22 protein-coding genes and 1 riboswitch are annotated in these 19,385 nt (G+C 34.6%); of the genes, 20 read left to right on the top strand and 2 right to left on the bottom strand.

Annotated features, from left to right (window positions below):
* Nucleotides 1-11: 11 nt before the first annotated feature.
* The 5 genes from resC (at nucleotide 12) to BG05_RS23700 (ending at nucleotide 5,387) form a co-directional block, all read left to right on the top strand.
* The gene (gene resC / locus BG05_RS23720) at nucleotides 12-1,169 is read left to right on the top strand and encodes a cytochrome c biogenesis protein ResC (protein ID WP_002030737.1); all 1,158 of its coding nucleotides are present in this window, start codon (nucleotides 12-14) and stop codon (nucleotides 1,167-1,169) included.
* Nucleotides 1,170-1,470: 301 nt separating this feature from the next.
* Nucleotides 1,471-2,187 carry a DNA-binding response regulator ResD gene (gene resD / locus BG05_RS23715; protein WP_002011758.1) on the top strand — a complete coding sequence of 239 codons (717 nt, stop codon included), beginning with the start codon at nucleotides 1,471-1,473 and terminating at the stop codon, nucleotides 2,185-2,187.
* Entirely contained in the window at nucleotides 2,187-3,962 is a 1,776-nt protein-coding gene (resE, locus tag BG05_RS23710) for a sensor histidine kinase ResE (protein ID WP_003188118.1), read from the top strand. Before resD ends, resE begins: the two co-directional genes overlap by 1 nt.
* Nucleotides 3,963-4,105: 143 nt before the next feature.
* Nucleotides 4,106-4,687 (top strand): cob(I)yrinic acid a,c-diamide adenosyltransferase, encoded by a 582-nt coding sequence (locus tag BG05_RS23705; RefSeq protein WP_002086651.1) that lies wholly within the window; start codon nucleotides 4,106-4,108, stop codon nucleotides 4,685-4,687.
* Nucleotides 4,688-4,772: 85 nt separating this feature from the next.
* A complete protein-coding gene (locus BG05_RS23700) occupies nucleotides 4,773-5,387 on the top strand; it encodes a peptidoglycan DD-metalloendopeptidase family protein (protein ID WP_002141020.1) in 615 nt (204 codons plus the stop codon).
* A gap of 220 nt (nucleotides 5,388-5,607) precedes the next feature.
* Here the strand turns inward: BG05_RS23700 and BG05_RS23695 are convergent, their stop codons facing one another.
* On the bottom strand, nucleotides 5,608-6,294 hold the full coding sequence (locus tag BG05_RS23695; protein WP_002011767.1) for a hypothetical protein: 687 nt from the start codon (nucleotides 6,292-6,294) through the stop codon (nucleotides 5,608-5,610).
* A gap of 248 nt (nucleotides 6,295-6,542) precedes the next feature.
* Nucleotides 6,543-6,682: riboswitch (FMN riboswitch) on the top strand.
* Nucleotides 6,683-6,845: 163 nt separating this feature from the next.
* Here BG05_RS23695 and BG05_RS23690 point away from each other — a divergent pair.
* Nucleotides 6,846-7,424, top strand: a complete 579-nt coding sequence (locus tag BG05_RS23690; RefSeq protein ID WP_002011769.1) for an ECF transporter S component — start codon at nucleotides 6,846-6,848, stop codon at nucleotides 7,422-7,424.
* Between the two features lie 117 nt (nucleotides 7,425-7,541).
* Here the strand turns inward: BG05_RS23690 and BG05_RS23685 are convergent, their stop codons facing one another.
* Nucleotides 7,542-7,790: a ferredoxin gene (locus BG05_RS23685; RefSeq protein ID WP_001151994.1), complete on the bottom strand. Its 249-nt coding sequence runs from the start codon at nucleotides 7,788-7,790 to the stop codon at nucleotides 7,542-7,544.
* 297 nt (nucleotides 7,791-8,087) lie between these two features.
* On the opposite strand from BG05_RS23685, the gene BG05_RS23680 reads away from it, so the two are divergent.
* The 14 genes from BG05_RS23680 to BG05_RS23615 all read left to right on the top strand — a co-directional run bounded on the left by BG05_RS23680 (nucleotide 8,088) and on the right by BG05_RS23615 (nucleotide 19,371).
* Nucleotides 8,088-9,149 (top strand): YpbB family protein, encoded by a 1,062-nt coding sequence (locus tag BG05_RS23680; protein ID WP_002086645.1) that lies wholly within the window; start codon nucleotides 8,088-8,090, stop codon nucleotides 9,147-9,149.
* On the top strand, nucleotides 9,139-10,668 hold the full coding sequence (locus BG05_RS23675) for a RecQ family ATP-dependent DNA helicase (RefSeq protein WP_033733847.1): 1,530 nt from the start codon (nucleotides 9,139-9,141) through the stop codon (nucleotides 10,666-10,668). Before BG05_RS23680 ends, BG05_RS23675 begins: the two co-directional genes overlap by 11 nt.
* Nucleotides 10,668-11,231 (top strand): CPBP family intramembrane glutamic endopeptidase, encoded by a 564-nt coding sequence (locus BG05_RS23670; protein WP_002064506.1) that lies wholly within the window; start codon nucleotides 10,668-10,670, stop codon nucleotides 11,229-11,231. The genes BG05_RS23675 and BG05_RS23670 overlap by 1 nt, the downstream gene beginning before the upstream one ends.
* Nucleotides 11,232-11,253: 22 nt before the next feature.
* The gene (locus BG05_RS23665) at nucleotides 11,254-11,733 is read left to right on the top strand and encodes a LysM peptidoglycan-binding domain-containing protein (protein ID WP_002126396.1); all 480 of its coding nucleotides are present in this window, start codon (nucleotides 11,254-11,256) and stop codon (nucleotides 11,731-11,733) included.
* A 71-nt stretch (nucleotides 11,734-11,804) separates the two neighbouring features.
* A complete protein-coding gene (locus tag BG05_RS23660) occupies nucleotides 11,805-12,581 on the top strand; it encodes a metallophosphoesterase (RefSeq protein ID WP_002126398.1) in 777 nt (258 codons plus the stop codon).
* Nucleotides 12,581-13,456 carry a MerR family transcriptional regulator gene (locus BG05_RS23655; protein ID WP_002126400.1) on the top strand — a complete coding sequence of 292 codons (876 nt, stop codon included), beginning with the start codon at nucleotides 12,581-12,583 and terminating at the stop codon, nucleotides 13,454-13,456. Before BG05_RS23660 ends, BG05_RS23655 begins: the two co-directional genes overlap by 1 nt.
* A 77-nt stretch (nucleotides 13,457-13,533) precedes the next feature.
* Nucleotides 13,534-14,142: a genetic competence negative regulator gene (locus BG05_RS23650; protein ID WP_002126401.1), complete on the top strand. Its 609-nt coding sequence runs from the start codon at nucleotides 13,534-13,536 to the stop codon at nucleotides 14,140-14,142.
* Between the two features lie 348 nt (nucleotides 14,143-14,490).
* Nucleotides 14,491-15,777 (top strand): NAD-specific glutamate dehydrogenase, encoded by a 1,287-nt coding sequence (gene gudB, locus BG05_RS23645; RefSeq protein WP_000225168.1) that lies wholly within the window; start codon nucleotides 14,491-14,493, stop codon nucleotides 15,775-15,777.
* Nucleotides 15,778-15,857: 80 nt separating this feature from the next.
* The gene (locus BG05_RS23640; protein WP_002126403.1) at nucleotides 15,858-16,067 is read left to right on the top strand and encodes a hypothetical protein; all 210 of its coding nucleotides are present in this window, start codon (nucleotides 15,858-15,860) and stop codon (nucleotides 16,065-16,067) included.
* Nucleotides 16,068-16,161: 94 nt separating this feature from the next.
* Nucleotides 16,162-16,398 (top strand): DUF3961 domain-containing protein, encoded by a 237-nt coding sequence (locus tag BG05_RS23635; protein ID WP_002011789.1) that lies wholly within the window; start codon nucleotides 16,162-16,164, stop codon nucleotides 16,396-16,398.
* Nucleotides 16,399-16,477: 79 nt separating this feature from the next.
* Nucleotides 16,478-17,008: a peptidoglycan recognition protein family protein gene (locus BG05_RS23630; protein ID WP_003188101.1), complete on the top strand. Its 531-nt coding sequence runs from the start codon at nucleotides 16,478-16,480 to the stop codon at nucleotides 17,006-17,008.
* Between the two features lie 109 nt (nucleotides 17,009-17,117).
* Complete coding sequence (locus tag BG05_RS23625; RefSeq protein ID WP_002126406.1) at nucleotides 17,118-18,098, top strand: YpdA family putative bacillithiol disulfide reductase; 981 nt, start codon at nucleotides 17,118-17,120, stop codon at nucleotides 18,096-18,098.
* A gap of 88 nt (nucleotides 18,099-18,186) precedes the next feature.
* Nucleotides 18,187-18,483 (top strand): transposase, encoded by a 297-nt coding sequence (locus BG05_RS23620; protein ID WP_002205012.1) that lies wholly within the window; start codon nucleotides 18,187-18,189, stop codon nucleotides 18,481-18,483.
* An 84-nt stretch (nucleotides 18,484-18,567) separates the two neighbouring features.
* Entirely contained in the window at nucleotides 18,568-19,371 is an 804-nt protein-coding gene (locus BG05_RS23615; RefSeq protein ID WP_144402925.1) for an IS3 family transposase, read from the top strand.
* Nucleotides 19,372-19,385: the final 14 nt, after the last annotated feature.

Genomic DNA, 19,385 nt, shown 5'->3' with positions numbered 1-19,385 from the left:
GGGGAAACGATATGGTACAAATAAGTAGTAATTTTCTGTTCGCGGCGTTTATCTTATATTTAATTGCAACTTTATTTTTTGGAGGAGCAATTAAAGAAAAAGGTAACAAGTGGGCAAATATAGGTATAACTATAACAATTTTAGGATTTATTGCACAAATAGTATATTTTGTTACAAGATGGATCGCATCAGGACATGCACCGGTTAGTAACTTTTTTGAATTTGGTACATTTTTTGGCATGATGCTTGTGGGAGCTTTTATTATTATGTACTTTGTATATCGTGTAAGTATTATTGGTTTATTTGCTTTACCGGTAGCTCTTTTATTAATCGCTTATGCAAGTATGTTCCCGAGAGAAATTTCGCCGCTTATCCCATCTTTAAAGAGTAATTGGCTACATATTCATGTAACGACAGCGGCAGCGGGACAAGCAATATTAGCAATTAGTTTTATTACAGGCGTAATGTATTTACTAAAAAATGTAGATCAATCAACAAGAAGTAAGCGTACATTTTGGTTAGAGACAGTAGTTTTCACACTTGTTTGTACAGTTGGGTTTATTGGAATAACAACGGTATTTTCTAGTATGAAATACGAAGCGAAGTTTCAATGGATTGATAAAAATGAACAACAAGTTGAAATGAAGTATAATCTCCCTGCTTTAGTTGGACCGCATGAAGGGAAGTTAATGACAGAAAATAAATTAGAGCCAACAGTTGAAGTTCCAGCGATTGTAAATGCGAAAAAATTAAATACTGTTATTTGGTCAGTGTTAGTCGGAACGCTACTTTATATTGTATTAAGACTTGTTTTACGTAAGCGAGTGTCAGCGGCACTTCAGCCGTTAGTAAAGAATACGAATAGTGATTTATTAGATGAAATCGGATATCGTTCTATTGCGATAGGATTCCCGGTGTTTACATTAGGAGCATTAATCTTTGCAATGATCTGGGCTCAAATCGCTTGGACGCGCTTTTGGGGTTGGGATCCAAAAGAAGTTTGGGCGCTTATTACTTGGCTCTTTTATGCTGCGGTATTACATTTACGTTTATCTAAAGGATGGCATGGAGAAAAATCCGCCTGGCTTGCAGTGATTGGTTTTGCAATCATTATGTTTAACTTTATTGTAGTAAACTTAATTATCGCGGGTTTACATTCATATGCATAGAGAAATAAAATAGGAGAGTGTATGTCACTTTCCTATTTTATTTTTGTCAAATTTTCTTCTTTTTTGAGAAAAACATGACAAAGTAGCGGTTGATTCTGTAAAATGATGTCGAGGACCAAATATACTGTTCAAAAAAAATACATAGTTTTGGAAAAAAAATGAACAAACTTTATTATTCTTGTGAAGCATAATATGGGAAGTGGAACGTTAAAAAATGCTTAATTAAACGAGGATAGGTGCAACATTATATTGTAGAAGGGTAGGTGTAAACCGTTGTGGTAAAAGTACGCAGCGGGTAGAAATGGAAAATGAATCAAGAATTTTAATTGTAGACGATGAGGATCGTATTCGTCGTTTATTAAAGATGTATTTAGAAAGAGAGCAATACACAATTGAAGAAGCGGATAATGGTGATACAGCTTTAGAAATGGCGTTACAAAATGATTATGATTTAATCCTACTGGATATTATGATGCCTGGTAAAGATGGTATCGAAGTGTGTAAAGGGATTCGTGAGAAGAAAGCGACGCCAATTATTATGCTGACAGCAAAAGGTGAAGAAGTAAATAGGGTACAAGGGTTTGAAGTTGGAACTGATGATTATATTGTAAAGCCGTTTAGCCCGCGTGAAGTAGTACTTCGTGTGAAAGCAGTATTACGCCGCGCTGTACCAACGACATTCTTTACACAAGATACAACGACGAAAGATGTTACTGTTTTCCCTCATTTAACAATTGATAATGATGCGCACCGCGTTACAGCGGATGGTAATGAAGTAAACTTAACACCGAAAGAATATGAATTACTATTATTCTTAGCGAAATCCCCGGATAAAGTTTTTGACCGTGAGCAATTGTTAAAAGAAGTATGGCAATATGAGTTCTTCGGAGATTTACGTACAGTTGATACGCATGTAAAGCGTTTACGTGAAAAGTTAAGTAAACAATCACCAGATGCAGCGAAAATGATTGTTACCGTTTGGGGCGTAGGTTACAAGTTTGAGGTTGTGAACGACTGATGCTTTGGAGAAGTGTAGTAGGGAAGTTATGGATGACCATATTACTTCTCGTTTCGTTTGTTCTTGGATTTGTTGCTATTTTACTTTCACAGTTTTTTAGAACGTATTATGTTGATATGAGTGAAGCTAGGCTTCAGAAAGTTGCAACAAGTGTCACGGAATTAATTGAAGAAGGTGCCGATGTAAAAACGATTGAGAATATTGCTTACAAATTTTCTGATCCACTTTCAAGGATTATCATTGTAGAAGACGGTAAGGAAATTTCTTCTTCGCCGAAACAAGAAGGATTAGTTACTCTTACAATAGATGATTTGAAAAATGATAAAGAATTAGCAGCTGTTTTTACAGATAAAAAGGATATTAAGAATAATATTAGAAAAGCTTCTAATAGTAGGAAGAATAAAAATACTGAAAATGATATTATGATCGTCGGGAAACCAGTACAGTCAAAAAATCAAAGTGCAGTGTTTGTATATGAATCATTGCAAGTTCCAATACAAGGTATGGAGAGAACGACTGATTTTATTTTCTTATCAGCCGGGATTGCGATTATTTTAACAACTTTCTTTGCATTTTTCTTATCTACTCGAATTACGGCACCGCTTCGTAAAATGCGTGAGGTTGCATTTGAGGTAGCGCGCGGGAAATTTGATACGAAAGCCCCTATGGTGTCTCAGGACGAAATTGGTGAGCTTGCAACTGCTTTAAATCAAATGGGGAAACAGTTGAAGTTTAATATGAATGCCCTGCAGCAAGAAAAAGAGCAGTTAGCTAGCATTTTGAGTAGTATGGCAGATGGTGTTGTTACGTTAAATCAAGAAGGTGAAGTCGTTGTTATCAACCCACCGGCAGAACACTTCTTACAAGTTTGGCAAGAAGAAAAAGAAGTAGAGTTAATTAAAAAACTGCCTTCTGAACTTGTTGAACTATTCCATCTCGTTGTAGAAAGTGAGCAACAACAAGTTGTTGAAATTAATTTGCAAAAAGGTAACTACGTAGTTCTTATGACACCGCTTTACAATCAAACAAAAATTCGTGGAGCTGTAGCAGTATTGCGAGATATGACGGAGGAGCGTCGTCTTGAGAAAATGCGTCAAGACTTTATTGCGAATGTATCACATGAACTTCGTACACCGATGGTAATGCTTCAAGGATATAGTGAAGCAATTTTAGATGATATTGTGCAAACGAAAGAAGAAATTAATGAGTTTGTTCAAATTATTTATGATGAATCTGTTCGTTTAGGTAAACTTGTAAATGAGTTATTAGATTTAGCCCGTATGGAAAGTGGACATGTAGAGTTACATATAGGTGAAGTAGATATTCATCCATTTGTCGAAAAAATTGGCCGTAAATTCCAGGGGATTGCAAAGGATAAAGAAGTCCAATTAACAGTGGATTTCCAAAGTCCAATTGAACAATATACGTTTGATGCAGACCGTATGGAACAGGTACTGACGAATTTAATTGATAATGCAATCCGTCATACAAATGCAGGTGGACATGTTACACTTGTAATTAATACGAAAAATAGTGGCCTTACTTTCGAAGTGCAAGATTCAGGTGCTGGTATTCCAGAAGAAGATATTCCGTTCTTGTTCGATCGATTCTATAAAGCTGATAAAGCAAGAACGCGAGGGAAAAAAGTTGGAACAGGACTCGGGCTTGCGATTGCTAAAAATATTGTTCAAGGTCATGACGGGAAAATTTCTGTATCAAGTGTCGTTGGAGAAGGAACTACATTCTCTGTATATTTACCAAATCGTATAATTTAGATATATATGTTTTTAAAAAGTTGATCATGAATAAAAGCTTTACTGTTTTTTTATTTTTTTGTAAGTGCAATTAAATAAAGAATGGTAGAGTTTTTTTTCTTTAATAATCAGAAAGAAAATAAAAAGAGAGGTGTCATAATGAAATGAAACTTTATACAAAAACAGGTGATAAAGGGGAAACGAGTGTCATAGGTGGCCGAGTGGATAAAGATCATATACGTGTAGAAGCTTATGGAACAATTGATGAGGCGAATTCTCATATCGGATATGCCATGTCTAAATTACAAGAGGAATGTTTTCGTAACATTTATAACGAACTTGAAAATATTCAACATGAACTATTTGATTGTGGAGGGGATTTAGCAATAGTAGAGAAGAAAATCCCTTATAAAGTAACGATAGAGATGGTCGAGTATTTAGAGAGACGAATTGATTCGTATACAGAAGAAGCGCCGCCTTTAGAGCGTTTTATTTTACCAGGCGGTAGCGAGATATCGGCTGCACTACACATTGCACGTACAGTTATAAGAAGAGCAGAACGTTGTATAGTGTCATTGCAAAAAGAAGGAGAAACCAATGAAATTGTTCTAAAGTATATAAATAGGTTATCTGATTATTTATTTGCGCTTGCTAGAGTAATAAATGCGCGTTTACAAGTGAAAGATGTGGAGTATAACCGCAGTGCACTTGTTTTTCGTAATAAAGAAGAGAAGGAAGTGGAGTAATCCACTTTCTTTTTTTTGTATACTTTTTTCTGTAATATCCCACAATAGAGAAGGTATGACGGTTATTAGAAAACGGAGGATGTATATGAAAGCGTTAAAATGTGGCGTGGTGATATTGAGTGTATTATTTTTATCTCAATTACATGTTTACGCTGAAGGGAATCAGTGGATATGGCCTGTTGATGGGCAGATAAGTGATTATTTTGGGACAAGACATGGGAAACACTATGGTATTGATATAGCTGCGCCTATTGGAACGCCTGTTGCAGCTATTCAAAATGGTAAGGTGACAAAGTCTTATTTTTCAAGTAGTTATGGAAATGTTGTGTTTATTAAACATGGAGAATATGAGGCTGTTTATGCGCATTTAAATAAGAGATATGTAGTTCAAGGTGATAACATTTCAAAAGGAGAGCTAATTGGAGAGGTAGGGAATACAGGAGAATCGCGAGGAGCGCATTTACATTTAGAAGTGCATCAAGGGAGATGGACGATGGAGAAAAGGAATGCGATGAATCCGTTGCTTGTTTTAAATGAACAAAAAAATCAAGTTGTGTCATCATCACTATATATTGTACAAAAAGGTGATACTTTAGTTGGTATTGCCCGGAAATTTAGTATGACAGTTGAGGAAATTAAAGTGAGGAATGGATTGCGACAAGAGCAAATCTATCCGAACCAACAACTATACGTCAAGTAAAGGCAACGTCTCAAAAGCATAACTTTTGAATAAATTTATTTTTTTCTTATTTAAGATTGCGATAGTAAATGAAATTATATCGACGCAAATTTATATCGAACATAGCTATTATTATATCGACATTTCGACAAGAAATGTCGACTAACAATAAAATGCGACAGTAAGAGCAACCTATTCCTAACGAAAAACCGTCCCAAAAGATCTTTTGGGACGGCTTCTTTTACCAAAAAATAAAGACACATATAAATCCAGTAATAGCTAAGTAGCTATATAAGTAAAAGACTTTTGTTCTTGTTTTTTCTTTTGTCCGAAATAGTACGATAGTTGGTTCGATTAGACCAATTGTAAGACAAAGTAAACCAAGAAGCATAAAGCCAATTGAAAGAGAATACAGGGCGATTTGTGGTGCTTGAAATGGAATCATCCATTTTAATAAAAATGCAATAAGTGCAGTGTAACAAATGCTACCGATGTATTTATTCAATGGAGTATCAGAACGGAAACCAGGAAGTTTCTTGGAAAACGGACGGGAAACAACTTCCGTTTGTAAAGATGTATGTTCTTCAATTATTTTTTGAGCTTCTTTTCCTTTTTGGAAAAGGGATAAAATCCAGTTTCGCTCACCTTGGAAAATAAATTGAGAAGTTGTTAAATAGTGATCAACTTTTACCTTATTCCAACTCTTCCATGGATGACGCTCACACAATTTTAATTTACTTTCTGTTTTTTTATCATACTGATAAATACTTATGCCATCTTGGTCAAAAGTAGCGTAGTATGTCTCTCTTGAGAATGTGCCTAGATCAATTGGACAGTAGAAAAGTAATTCTTTTTTCAAATAAAAGTATTCTTTTCTTAAGTTCTTTTTCATTGCTTCTCGAATAGAGTGTCTTTTATCTTTCTTCATGACATTTCCTCCATAACTCAGAAAATGTTCTTATCTTAACAATTCAACATCTTATCACTTTTGACGACATATGACTAGGGGGATTCATAAGAGAAATACCGAATTATAAAAAATATGGGTTGTATTGTAAAATATAGTGATTGTTTCTTTAATTATATAAAATCAATAACTTATTTTTAGTAAGTTACACTTTTTTTGTTCACAATACGATCATGTTGTTGTATAATGAAGTGGAAAATAGAATATCGGTCTATCTTCGGGGCAGGGTGAAAATCCCGACCGGCGGTGATGAACATTTAATAATTTCGTTCTAAGCCCGCGAGCCGTTAAGGCAGGATTTGGTGTGATTCCAAAGCCGACAGTACAGTCTGGATGGGAGAAGATGGAGGTTCAAGCGTTCAAAAAAGATAAGTATTTGAACGTCTGTTTGATGTGCCTTAAAATTCTCCCTTTGTGTAAATCACAAAGGGTTTTTTCGTTCTATGAAAAAATAGGCATAGCAGAACCTTTCCACTTTCCATGAGAAGATCGATGGAAAAGGAGAGAGAAAGATGAAACAAAAAAACAGTGTAGTGCAGATGGTGAGTGTAGCGATGCTAAGTAGTATTGCGTATTTACTAATGATGTTGGATTTTCCATTCCCAGGGCTTCCGCCATTTTTAAAAATTGATTTTAGTGATGTGCCAGCTTTAATTGCGGCGATAATTTTTAGTCCAATTGCAGGTGTAATTGTAGAAGCGATAAAAAATATTTTGCATTACGGAATTCAAGGAAGTTTAACGGGAGTACCAGTAGGAGAAGTAGCAAACTTTATAGCGGGATGTTTATTTATTGGTCCAGCAGCATTCTTATTCCGAAAGTATCGCACAGTAAAAAGTTTAACGACAGGATTAATGCTAGGTACAATTACTATGACAGTTATTATGAGTGTGTTAAACTACTTTATTATTTTACCAGCGTACACTTGGTTTTTAAATTCACCAGCTATGTCTAGTGATATTATGCGACAAACTATTGTAACGGCGATATTACCGTTTAATGTAATTAAAGGAATTGTTGTAACAATTGTATTTGTAGCACTATTTTCACGCTTGAAAGTATGGGTATTTGCAAAAATGAAAAATGCTTAAAAATATTAAACCATTGGCAGCGTAACTGCTAATGGTTTTTTTGTTAGTGAGAATGAAAAAGAGTGCAAAAAATCCCCCTCATAAGTATGAGGGGGATTTTTTGAAGTTAATAAAAGACTATTCGAATTTTAAAGAGTCGCCATCAAATGATTCGTCAGCAACTTTAATTGAGTCAGTTGGACAACCTTCGAATGCATCCATCATATCTTCAATTAATACATCTGGAATTTCAACGATACCTTGGTTATCGTCTAATGTTACAAATGCAATGCCTTCATCATCATAGTCATAAATGTCTGGTGCAGCAGCACCACAAGCACCGCATGCAATACAAGTATCTTTGTCAACGATTGTATATTTTGCCATATTTTTTCCCTCCTGATAATATGTATGTGAAAAGTTCGCCAAAAAATTATAATCTTATTGTAAAACGGTTTTAAAAACTTTTCAACATAAAATTATAATGATAATGCTTATCAATTAGAGTGTCAACTTATTTTTGAATTATTTCATAAGATTTTCAAAATACTTAAATGTTATTTCGTTTGATACAATAGAATATATACAAGCATGTAGTGTGAATATGATAAGTTAAATGAATAGCAGTTAATGTGCAATCGTATTGAAAAAGGAATGAAGTTAGACTGAGAGGTGGAAGCGGTAATGCAGCTACAATATACTTTATTATATTGTTTAAAACAATTGAATGGTGAAAGAACCGTTTCTTCGATTTATTATTTATTAAAAGGAAAGAGATCGTCGCAAACATTACAAGATGGGAATATGTTTCAAATTTCTTTTTTGTTTGGGATTTATAAGTCATTAAATAGAGCTGATTATGATCAAGAAGTTGCAAAGTTGTTACAAACGGATTTAGTTCAAGGTATACATGATAATACATATGTGTTAACGACTGCTGGTAACGTGCAATTAAACAAATGGGAAGGTGACTTTGCCTTTCCGACATATTTAAATGGTTTACACTATGGTGAAATAGGTGAAACATTTTGGAAGAGATTATCATTGATCGTTCAAACCATTTCGAATTTACAACAGGCGAATACGAAATTTATTCCAATTCAACAGGATACAGAAATAATGATGTGGGTGAAACGTTTTCTCACTGGAATACCGTATATGAGAAGTGAATTGGCTAAAAGATTATGGAAGGAAATGCATACTCTTTTACAAAAAAATAATCCAGTAGAGGCGACAATCGTAATATATCGGTTAACTGGGTATAAACGTATTGGGTGTACTTTACAACAATTAGCGGAAATTACGAAACAAGATATATTTCGAGTGTATTTTTTATTTTGGGGTACAATTCATTTCCTTATTCAAGAAGTTCGCAATAAAGAAAATGAGTTTCCATTATTAGCTGAAATTATATCTTATCCAAATGAGAAAGCTGATTTATTTAGTTTATCAACAAAAAAAACATATAATCTTTGGAGACAAGGACGCTCTTTAGAAGAAATAGCAACAATTCGGAATTTGAAGGTTGCCACGATAGAAGACCATTTTGTAGAAATTGCTTTACGAGAAAAAGAATTTTCTATTGAAATGTTTATGGAAAAAGAAAAAATGGAAAAAGTAACAAAAGTAATTGAAGCATTACAAACACGTAAATTGCGTGTGTTGAAGCAAGCGGTTGGAGAGGAAATCTCTTATTTTGAAGTACGTCTTGTATTGGCACGGATGGAGGGTATAAATGAAGCTTGAGGAATATTTATATAAGTGGTTTGGATATTCTGAATTTCGTCCGGGGCAAAAAGGAGTTATTACGGACTTATTGGAAGGAAAAGATGTTGTAGCAATGCTTCCGACTGGAAGGGGAAAGTCAATGTGTTATCAACTTCCGGGGCTTCTGCAAGAGGGTACGGTGCTTGTTGTATCACCATTATTATCTTTAATGGAAGACCAAGTTACGCAATTAAAGTATGTCGTGAAAAATCGAGTTATTGCATTGAATAGTTTTCGGACGTTAATTGAAAAAAGAGAAGCAATGAAAAAGCTATCTTTTTATAAATTTGTTTTCGTATCACCAGAGATGTTGCAGTCGGAACTTCTAATAAGAGAATTGAAAAAAATTCATATTTCATTATTTGTCGTAGATGAAGCGCATTGTATTTCACAATGGGGCTATGATTTTCGGCCAGATTATAAAAAATTAGATAAAGTAATTGAGAGTATCGGATCTCCGACAGTACTAGCATTAACAGCAACTGCGACAAAGGATGTACTGCGAGATATAGCGGAAAGTTTAAATCTAAAAAATATTGCTGAGCATGTGTACTCAATTGATCGTCCAAATATTGCGATGGAAGTGCAATTTGTGGAAACAATAGAAGAAAAAAAAGAGGCGCTTTTTGAGCATGTAATGTATTTGCAAGGCCCTGGTATTGTTTATTGTTCAAGTAGGGCCTGGACAGAGCGTTTAACCGAGTATTTAAGAGGAAAAGGAATTACAGGTGTAGCTTTTTATCATGGTGGTATGGAACATGAAGAGCGTATGTTAATTCAACAACAGTTTATGAATGACCAGTTGCAAATTGTAATATGTACAAGTGCTTTTGGGATGGGGGTAAATAAGGCGAATACAAGATATATTATTCATTTTCAATATCCGACAAATGTAGCTTCCTATTTACAAGAAATTGGAAGAGCCGGAAGAGATGGAGAATTGAGTATAGCCATTTTATTATGTAGTCCATTGGATCACGATTTGCCAATTTCAATCATTGAAGATGAATTACCAAGTAAATCGCAAATACAATTTTTATTTTCGTTACTACAAGAAAGAATGTTTCAAACGAAAGTATTACCATTAGAAGATGTAGAAGAAATTTGTTATAATGCAGCAAGATTTAATGAACAGTATTGGCGCTTTACACGTTATCATCTCGAACATCTTGGAATCATACAACAGCGAAATCTCATGCTAGAGAGCTTGTCAGATGAAATAATGTACAGATTAATAGCGGAAGTGGAAGTGAGAATGCGTAATAAATATAGTGAGTTAGAAAATATGAAGTCATGGATACAAGTTCAAGGATGTAGACGTGAATATTTATTACAACAATTCGGTTATAGAAAAGAAAAAGAGATAGAAAACTGTTGTGATTACTGTGGTATTACAAAAACGGATTATAAAAAAAGACGAGCGCAACAGTTAGTTTTCGACTATAATTGGGAAACAGAGTTACAAAAGCTTTTCGGCCTAGGAAAGATGGAGGAATGATGAACATTCAAAGGCATAATGTTGAAGATATGAGTCCGAGAGAAATAAGACTGAATCTCTACATAACACAACTAATCATTATTGGTATCGGTTGTTTACTAGCATATATATTATTTCAAGATAAAAGAGAAGTTTATAGTTTATGGAAATGGGAACCGGTTTCTATACTTTTAATAGGTAGCTTGTTAGCGATTTGTATTGTGTTATTAGATTATGTTGCAATGCGAGTGTTTCCAGAATCTTGGTTTGATGATGGTGGCATTAACGATAGAATGTTTCAAGGGATTTCTGTCATGCATTTACTCGTTATCACGTTTATTATTGGCTTTGCGGAAGAGTTTTTATTTAGAGGTGTAGTGCAGACTCATTTCGGAATTGTAATAGCGAGTTTAATTTTTGCTGTGTTACATATTCGGTATATAACGAAGCCTTTTTTGTTTTGTTTCGTCTGCTTTATTAGTTTTGTTTTTGGTTATGTATTCGAGTGGACAGGAAATTTGTTTATAACAATCTTTGCACACTTTCTTGTTGATTTTATAATGGGGCTCCAATTAAGAAAATAAATGGAAGGTGGTGGTGAACAACATGAGAAAACGAATTCCTGATTTTGAAGAGGAGTTAGAAGTTGAGCAAGTGGAAGAAGATGAAAGTTTACCGCCGCGTAGTGAAATTCATAGAAATAAAGAGAACAAACCAAAGTTTAAAATGAATCACATTTTCGTCCGAGTGTTAACATTTTTGTTCATATTGTTACCTATTAGTATCCTATGGTATACGGATAAGTATATACAGGTAAAAAGTGATAGTAATAATGCTGAGAAAAGTGCGTTTGAAGTAATTTTCTTTGATTCCGCTAAGACTGAATCAAAGAAGCAGCCTGAGAAAGTAGCAACTCATGTTGTGAAAGATGGAGAAACTTTAGAAAGTATAGCGAAGCAATATTTCTCAGATGAAGATGGGATAGAAATAATAAAAAAGTATAATGATTTACAAGAAGACGAAGTGAAGGTAGGACAAGAATTGAAAATTCCTATAAAAGATAAGTCCACGAAGTATGAGAGCTAGCTAAATGAGTGATATATAGCTCCACATAAAATTAAGGACTATACTTTACGAGGAGGGAGAGTAAAAAATATATGTCATGGATTATATTATTATGTACTCTCATATGCATTGGTTTTGTATGTCTTCTTGGAATGTATAAAGAAGCGATGCGTAATACAGTGTTGGAACATACTTTAGTATTCGAAGAATTTCCGGAAAGTTTTCAAAAAGTTAAAGTTTTTTTTATTTCGGATATTCATAGAAGGATCATTTCTAGCTCGCTAATTGAACGAGTGAAAGGAAAAGCAGATATCGTAATTATTGGCGGTGATTTAGCTGAAAAAGGAGTACCTTTATCGCAAATCTCTTTAAATATTCAAAAGTTAAGAGAAATAGCCCCTGTATATTTTGTATGGGGAAATAATGACTATGAAATTGAATATCACGAATTAGATGCTTTATTAATAGAAAATAATGTGAAGGTATTAGATAATACAAGAGTTGTATTTGAATCTGAATTAGGAGAGAAAATTTGCTTACTCGGTATCGATGATGTTGGATTAGAACGAGATCGTTTAGATTTAGCGTTGTCTGATTGTAAAGAAGAAGGTTTTCGCATTTTAATTAGTCACAACCCAGATATAATAAAGAAAATGTCTGGTAATGAACAAATTTCGCTCGTATTAAGTGGACATACACATGGAGGCCAGATTCGGTTGTTTCCATCTGAAAAGTATTTAAAGGGTGGCGTATATAAGCATTCTAATACGACTCTCTTTGTTAGTAATGGGTATGGAACAACATTGTTCCCTCTTCGTTTTCGGGCACCTTCCCAAACACATATCATTACGTTATGCGGAGGGAAATAATGCCGAATTCAAATGGAAAATATAATATAAAAGCTGTCTCAAATATACTCGGAATTCAACCGAGTACACTTCGCGCATGGGAAAGACGCTATCATATTATTGCCCCAAAGAGAAATCGTGCGGGGCATCGTTTATATACAGAAGAGCATATTCATATTTTGAAATGGTTAATGAACAAAGTTTCTGAGGGGATGATGATTGGACAAGCAGTTCAGTTATTAGAAGGGAATCGGTTGCAGAACAACGTTCAAAAAGAAAAAATTACTGATACAGAAGTTGTTTTAGTGGACGATATACTACAAGCTTTGTTAGAATTTGATGAAATTACAATTTCTGCATTATTAAACGAGGTTTTTAGTATATATTCAACGGAAAAGGTTGTTGCAAGCATCATTCTTCAAGTGGCAAACAAGTTGTTAACTTTAAAAAGTAATAATGAGATTACAATGTCGCAATTCAAATATGTTGTATCATTCTTACAAACACGTTTAGGAATGATCTATCATAATGCGTCGGTGTATTCTTCCGTTAACAAAGTTTTCGTTTTAGAAAATAATATATTAAAAGGATTTATTTTCGCGACGTATTTACGACTAAAAGGATATCAAACAATGTATATGGGGACAGGTTTAGATGAAGAAGGTATTTTACTAGCTATTGAACAATTACAACCTAAATATTTGTTTATATCTTTTGATGATGAACGAGAACTTGAAGAGGCAGTAGAATTTATTGACTTGTTGCAAGAAAAAAATGAAAACATCTCTGGTGGTTTTATAGGAAGAAAAGGCATTGGAGATCAATTAAATCTTCAAAATATCCTAATTGGTAACACGAAAGAAGAATGGGATGGATGGTTAAAGATGCCGGAATAGTCGTTCGAAAAGAACCATCTATTTTCTATTTCATATAATAAAAATTAGATGCAATGGTTACGTAGGGAGGGTATGAGATGAGACTGGAACGTTTAAATTATAATAAGATTAAAATTTTCCTAACATTTGATGATTTATCTGAACGAGGATTAACGAAAGAAGATTTGTGGAGAAATGCACCGAAAGTACAGCAACTATTCCGTGATATGATGCAAGAAGCAAATACAGAATTAGGGTTTGAAGCGGATGGACCGATTGCTGTTGAAGTATTTTCTCTACAAGCTCAAGGTATGGTTGTAATTGTAACAAAAGAAAATTACGAAGTGGACACAGAAGATGAGTTCCGTGACGAGTTTATTGAAATGCAAGTGACTCTTGATGAAAGTGAACATATACTTTACGAGTTTGCTACATTAGATGATGTAATCAATTTGTCAAATCGCTTATATAACCTTGGTGTAACTGATGGGAAGTTGTATACGTGGGATGATCGTTTTTATCTTTGGATAGAAGAAGAAGAGCAATTTCAATTATTGAAGGCGGATTTTATAGCTATTTTAGCGGAGTACGGTAATCCGTCAACAGCAACAATTTACCGCGTAATGGAATATGGTAAAGAATTAATGGATTCTCAAGCGATTGAACAAATATACAATTACTTTGTGAAAAAACAAAACCTCAGCTAATGTAACGTAGCTTGAGGTTTTATTTTTATTCAGCTGAAAATCTAAAATCTATAAAACGAAGTGTAGGTAACAAGACTAGCCGATCTGTATGTTAAAATGTAATCAGTATTTCTTGATGAAATAATGGTTTTATCGAATGTATTTTGATGAAAATAAAAAATATTTAAATATTTAAGTATTTTACTTTTCTAAAAGCAATAAAAGGACTATAATAATAGTGAAAACGCTTGCAATACAAAATAGTTTGTATATATTTGTTAGCGTTTTCTATTGCATTCCAAATTTAACGGTGTATACTAGGCAATGAAGGTTTACTAAACAAGTGAAATTACAGGGGGTTTACTTACTATGGTAGCCGAAAAGGGAACTCAAACGAAAACACAACAACAAGGGGAACAACATTTTGAATTGTTAAATTCAACACAAATTGTAATTAATGAAGCATTAGAAAAATTGGGTTATCCAAACGAAGTATATGAATTATTGAAAGAACCAATTCGTATGATGACAGTGAAAATTCCAGTTCGTATGGATGACGGGACTGTTAAAATATTTACAGGATATCGTGCACAACATAATGATGCTGTTGGTCCAACGAAAGGTGGAATTCGCTTCCATCCAAACGTAACAGAAAATGAAGTGAAAGCACTTTCTATTTGGATGAGTTTAAAATGTGGTATTGTTGATTTACCATATGGTGGAGGTAAAGGTGGAATCATTTGTGACCCACGTGAGATGTCTTTCCGTGAATTAGAAAGATTAAGCCGCGGTTATGTACGAGCAATTAGCCAAATTGTTGGTCCGACAAAAGATATTCCGGCTCCAGATGTATTTACAAACTCACAAATTATGGCATGGATGATGGATGAGTATAGCCGTATCGATGAATTTAATTCACCAGGATTTATTACAGGTAAACCACTTGTATTAGGTGGATCACACGGACGTGAAACAGCGACTGCAAAAGGTGTAACAATTTGTATTCGTGAAGCTGCGAAAAAACGTGACATTGATATTAAAGGTGCACGCGTTGTTGTTCAAGGATTTGGTAATGCGGGTAGCTTCTTAGCTAAATTTATGCATGATGCAGGCGCGAAAGTAATTGCAATTTCAGATGCTTACGGTGCATTACATGATCCGAATGGATTAGATATTGACTACTTACTAGATCGTCGCGATAGCTTTGGTACTGTAACAAAACTATTTAATAATACAATTTCAAATACAGAACTGTTAGAACTTGATTGCGACATTTTAGTTCCTGCTGCAATTGAGAACCAAATTACAGAAGAAAATGCTGATAAGATTAAAGCGAAAATTGTGGTTGAAGCTGCAAATGGTCCAACTACATTAGAAGCAACAAAAATCTTAACAGATCGTGGTATCTTACTTGTTCCAGACGTATTAGCAAGTGCTGGTGGCGTTACGGTATCTTACTTTGAGTGGGTACAAAATAACCAAGGTTACTACTGGACTGAAGAAGAAGTAGAACAACGTTTAGAAAAAGTAATGGTAAAATCATTCGATTCAATTTATGAAACATCACAAGTTCGTAAAGTGAACATGCGCTTAGCTGCATACATGATTGGTGTTCGTAAAATGGCTGAGGCTAGTCGCTTCAGAGGTTGGGTATAATATATAATGTTTTGAGAAAACGTGATTTCCTTTCGAGGGAATCGCGTTTTTTTGTTGAAGTATTAAATGAGGTGTTGTATATGGGGAATGAAATAATGGAACGAGTAGACCAATTAGAAGAAAAGGTTAAGGTGTTAGAGGGTGAACTTGCAAGAGCTAAGAGAGCCCGAAAAACAAGTGTCGTTCGGGTGTTCGGCGAAGGATTATTATTTTTAATATTTGGTGCAGTTGTAGTTGGACCAATTATCGCGTTTATATTCACAATTATTACTTGGTTTGGTGAAAAATAGAATAAAAAATAAAAAAGAACGCTTGTTCTATACGAACAAACGTGCTATACTTTCCTTAGATAAGCAAAACGGAAATGATTTTAAGGAGAGATAAATGATGAAAATGACAGTAGACCAAAGATTTATGATGCCAGCAGATGTTGTAGAACGAGTGGAAGTATTACGAAACAAACAAAGCAAGCGTGGCACATTATTACAATCGGTAAATAAATTTTTCGGTTTAGATACGAAAGAAGATTGTATTTGGTTTTACGGTTTTTACGGAGTGGCTGTAAGTATTGTATTATTTATGGTATTCACATCAAATATTTTCGATGTTCTCTTCGCATAAGAAATATGCCATAAGGACATTGCCACCGAATACATATATAAGGAAGTAAGGTAATTTTTTAGAGCGGGAGTTGGTAGTAATGGCGATGTTCCCTATAGAGCGTAACTATATTGGGTATGGAAATTCACGACCAGGAATTCCTCTTTCAAAAGTAAGATTTATTGTAAGTCATGACACGGGGAACCCTGGTAGCAATGCGATAGGAAATCGGGATTACTTTAATGAAATACAACCGAAAGCTTCAGCGCATACATTTATTGATGATAAAACAATATTAGAAATTGTCCCTATAAATGAAGTTGCGTACCATGTTCGATACAATGTGCCAACGGATAATGAGTTATTCGGTTATGATGCGAATAAGGCTGCAATTGGGGTTGAACTTTGCTATGGTGGCGACGTAAACTTTTGGGAGGCGTATACTCGTTTTACGTGGTATCACGCTTATTTATGTCAAAATTTCGGTTTAAATCCTAAAAAGACTATTGTGTCACACAAAACGTTGGATCCTACTCGGAAAATCGATCCTGAGAATGTATTAGGGCAACAAGGAATTAAATTTCAGCAGTTTTTAGCAGATGTCTATCGGATGTATGTTTCGTTTAGATGACAAATATATGAAAAATGAATACAATAAAGATAGATGCCTACTGCTGTAAGTAGGTTTTTTCTTGTTTATATAAATAGAGCAGAGGTAGAAGACTAGGAGTGAACTAAGTATGCAAAAAGAAACAGTTATTATTATCGGAGGCGGTCCATGCGGATTAGCAGCGGCGATTTCGTTGCAAAAAGTGGGGTTAAATCCGTTAGTAATCGAAAAAGGAAACATTGTAAATGCAATTTATAATTATCCAACTCATCAAACATTTTTCTCCTCTAGTGAAAAATTAGAAATTGGTGAAGTTGCTTTTATTACAGAAAATCGTAAGCCATTTCGTAATCAGGCGCTTGCGTATTATCGTGAAGTAGTAAAGCGTAAATCTATACGTGTAAATGCATTTGAACGAGTGGAACAAGTTCAAAAAGATGGTGATGTTTTTAAAGTTGAAACGACGAAGCGTGACGGAAACAAAGAAATATATGTTGCGAAATATATTGTTGTCGCAACTGGATATTATGATAATCCGAATTATATGAATGTACCTGGTGAGAAACTTGAGAAAGTAGCTCATTATTTCAAAGAAGGACACCCTTATTTTGATCGAGATGTCGTTGTAATAGGTGGTAAAAATTCAAGTATAGATGCAGCGTTAGAGCTTGTTAAATCGGGTGCACGTGTAACAGTTCTATACCGTGGTGGGGAATACTCGCCAAGTATTAAGCCGTGGATTTTGCCGGAATTTGAGGCGTTAGTACGAAATGGGATAATTCAAATGCATTTCCATGCGCATGTAAAAGAAATTACTGAGCATACGTTGACGTATACAGTAGATGGTGAGGCAAATACAATTCAAAACGATTTTGTATTTGCTATGACGGGTTACCATCCAGACCACAGCTTCTTAACAAAAATGGGAGTTCGGATTGATGAAGAAACAGGGCGCCCGATTTATATAGAGGGTAGTATGGAAACAAACGCTGAAAATATTTTTATTGCAGGTGTAATTGCTGCGGGGAATAACGCAAATGAAATATTTATCGAGAACGGTAGATTCCATGGAGATGCGATTGCGCAAACCATTGCATCAAGAGAAGAATAAAAAGAAGCTGTCGAAATGATATGATCCCCTTATAGTAGACAGGAAAAAGAAAGCACATTAACCTGTTTACTATGGAGGGGATTTTTTTATGGGAAAAATTAGAGTCACTTACGATGTAGAATTTAAGAAAAAAGCTATAGATTTATACTTAAAAGAAGGCATGAGCTATAAAACCATTGCGAAAGAATTAGGTATTCATCACTCGGTTGTAAGTCGCTGGGTGAAACACTTTGAGGCTGAAGGAATCAAAGGACTAGAAGAAAAACGCGGGAAAGCGAAAGGACCAGGTTTAGGTAGACCAAGGGTTAGACCCGAAGATCCTGAAGCTAAGATCCGACGATTAGAAGCGGAAAATGAAATGTTAAAAAAGCTCTTAGGGATGTAAAAGGAGGAATGAAAGTCGTATCCAAAACGAAAAATTCGAAGTCATCCATGAAATGACAAAAACAGGTTATACAGTGACCATTCTATGCGATATTGCTGGTGTAACCAGAAGTGGGTACTACAACTGGATAAAACGGCATACGACGCCTTCAAAAAAACATCAGAGGATATCGAAATTAAGAAAAAGATATTGGCGTGTCATAAAAAATTAAGAGAAATTTATGGATATAGAAGAATACAAGTGTGGCTGAAAGCCACATATAACCTTCATTTGAATCATAAGCGCATCCAAAGATTGATGAGTGAACTAGGTATCAAAGCCGTAATTAGGAAAAAACGACCTTATTATGGAAAAAAAGAAGCTTATGTGATTTCAGAGAACCATCTAAATAGGGAGTTTCAAGCTTCAAAACCGAATGAGAAATGGGTAACCGATATTACCTATTTGATTTTCAATGGACAGCGCTTGTACTTATCCGCTATTAAGGATTTATACAATAATGAAATTGTTGCCTATGAAACCAGTCGTAGAAACGACTTAAAACTTGTGTTAGATACACTGAAAAAGGCAAAGAAAAAACGAAATGTGAAGGGAATCCTCTTACATAGTGATCAAGGGTCCCAGTATACATCTCGTCAATATAATCAATTACTTAAAAAATATCAGATGAAGGCAAGTATGTCTCGAAGAGGCAACTGTTGGGATAATGCTTGTATGGAAAACTTCTTCAGTCACTTTAAGGCAGAGTGTTTTCATTTACACTCCTTCCATAAAGCGAATGAGGTCAAACTTGCCGTGCGTAAATATATGCACTTTTATAACCATCAAAGATTTCAAAAGAAATTAAATAACCTGAGTCCATATAAATATAGAACTCAGGTTGCTTAGTTGCGCTTTTTAAA

It is taken from the genome of Bacillus mycoides, from assembly GCF_000832605.1.
GTDB classification, from domain to species: domain Bacteria; phylum Bacillota; class Bacilli; order Bacillales; family Bacillaceae_G; genus Bacillus_A; species Bacillus_A mycoides.
Note: the sequence above shows the minus strand (reverse complement) of the source record. Positions and strands in the feature narration are given on the sequence as shown.

Coding starts and splice junctions, on each gene's coding strand:
- resC (WP_002030737.1), top strand. CDS start 12: ATGGTACAAATAAGTAGTAATTTTCTGTTCGCGGCGTTTATCTTATAT.
- resD (WP_002011758.1), top strand. CDS start 1,471: ATGGAAAATGAATCAAGAATTTTAATTGTAGACGATGAGGATCGTATT.
- resE (WP_003188118.1), top strand. CDS start 2,187: ATGCTTTGGAGAAGTGTAGTAGGGAAGTTATGGATGACCATATTACTT.
- BG05_RS23705 (WP_002086651.1), top strand. CDS start 4,106: ATGAAACTTTATACAAAAACAGGTGATAAAGGGGAAACGAGTGTCATA.
- BG05_RS23700 (WP_002141020.1), top strand. CDS start 4,773: ATGAAAGCGTTAAAATGTGGCGTGGTGATATTGAGTGTATTATTTTTA.
- BG05_RS23695 (WP_002011767.1), bottom strand. CDS start 6,294: ATGAAGAAAGATAAAAGACACTCTATTCGAGAAGCAATGAAAAAGAAC.
- BG05_RS23690 (WP_002011769.1), top strand. CDS start 6,846: ATGAAACAAAAAAACAGTGTAGTGCAGATGGTGAGTGTAGCGATGCTA.
- BG05_RS23685 (WP_001151994.1), bottom strand. CDS start 7,790: ATGGCAAAATATACAATCGTTGACAAAGATACTTGTATTGCATGCGGT.
- BG05_RS23680 (WP_002086645.1), top strand. CDS start 8,088: ATGCAGCTACAATATACTTTATTATATTGTTTAAAACAATTGAATGGT.
- BG05_RS23675 (WP_033733847.1), top strand. CDS start 9,139: ATGAAGCTTGAGGAATATTTATATAAGTGGTTTGGATATTCTGAATTT.
- BG05_RS23670 (WP_002064506.1), top strand. CDS start 10,668: ATGAACATTCAAAGGCATAATGTTGAAGATATGAGTCCGAGAGAAATA.
- BG05_RS23665 (WP_002126396.1), top strand. CDS start 11,254: ATGAGAAAACGAATTCCTGATTTTGAAGAGGAGTTAGAAGTTGAGCAA.
- BG05_RS23660 (WP_002126398.1), top strand. CDS start 11,805: ATGTCATGGATTATATTATTATGTACTCTCATATGCATTGGTTTTGTA.
- BG05_RS23655 (WP_002126400.1), top strand. CDS start 12,581: ATGCCGAATTCAAATGGAAAATATAATATAAAAGCTGTCTCAAATATA.
- BG05_RS23650 (WP_002126401.1), top strand. CDS start 13,534: ATGAGACTGGAACGTTTAAATTATAATAAGATTAAAATTTTCCTAACA.
- gudB (WP_000225168.1), top strand. CDS start 14,491: ATGGTAGCCGAAAAGGGAACTCAAACGAAAACACAACAACAAGGGGAA.
- BG05_RS23640 (WP_002126403.1), top strand. CDS start 15,858: ATGGGGAATGAAATAATGGAACGAGTAGACCAATTAGAAGAAAAGGTT.
- BG05_RS23635 (WP_002011789.1), top strand. CDS start 16,162: ATGATGAAAATGACAGTAGACCAAAGATTTATGATGCCAGCAGATGTT.
- BG05_RS23630 (WP_003188101.1), top strand. CDS start 16,478: ATGGCGATGTTCCCTATAGAGCGTAACTATATTGGGTATGGAAATTCA.
- BG05_RS23625 (WP_002126406.1), top strand. CDS start 17,118: ATGCAAAAAGAAACAGTTATTATTATCGGAGGCGGTCCATGCGGATTA.
- BG05_RS23620 (WP_002205012.1), top strand. CDS start 18,187: ATGGGAAAAATTAGAGTCACTTACGATGTAGAATTTAAGAAAAAAGCT.
- BG05_RS23615 (WP_144402925.1), top strand. CDS start 18,568: ATGCGATATTGCTGGTGTAACCAGAAGTGGGTACTACAACTGGATAAA.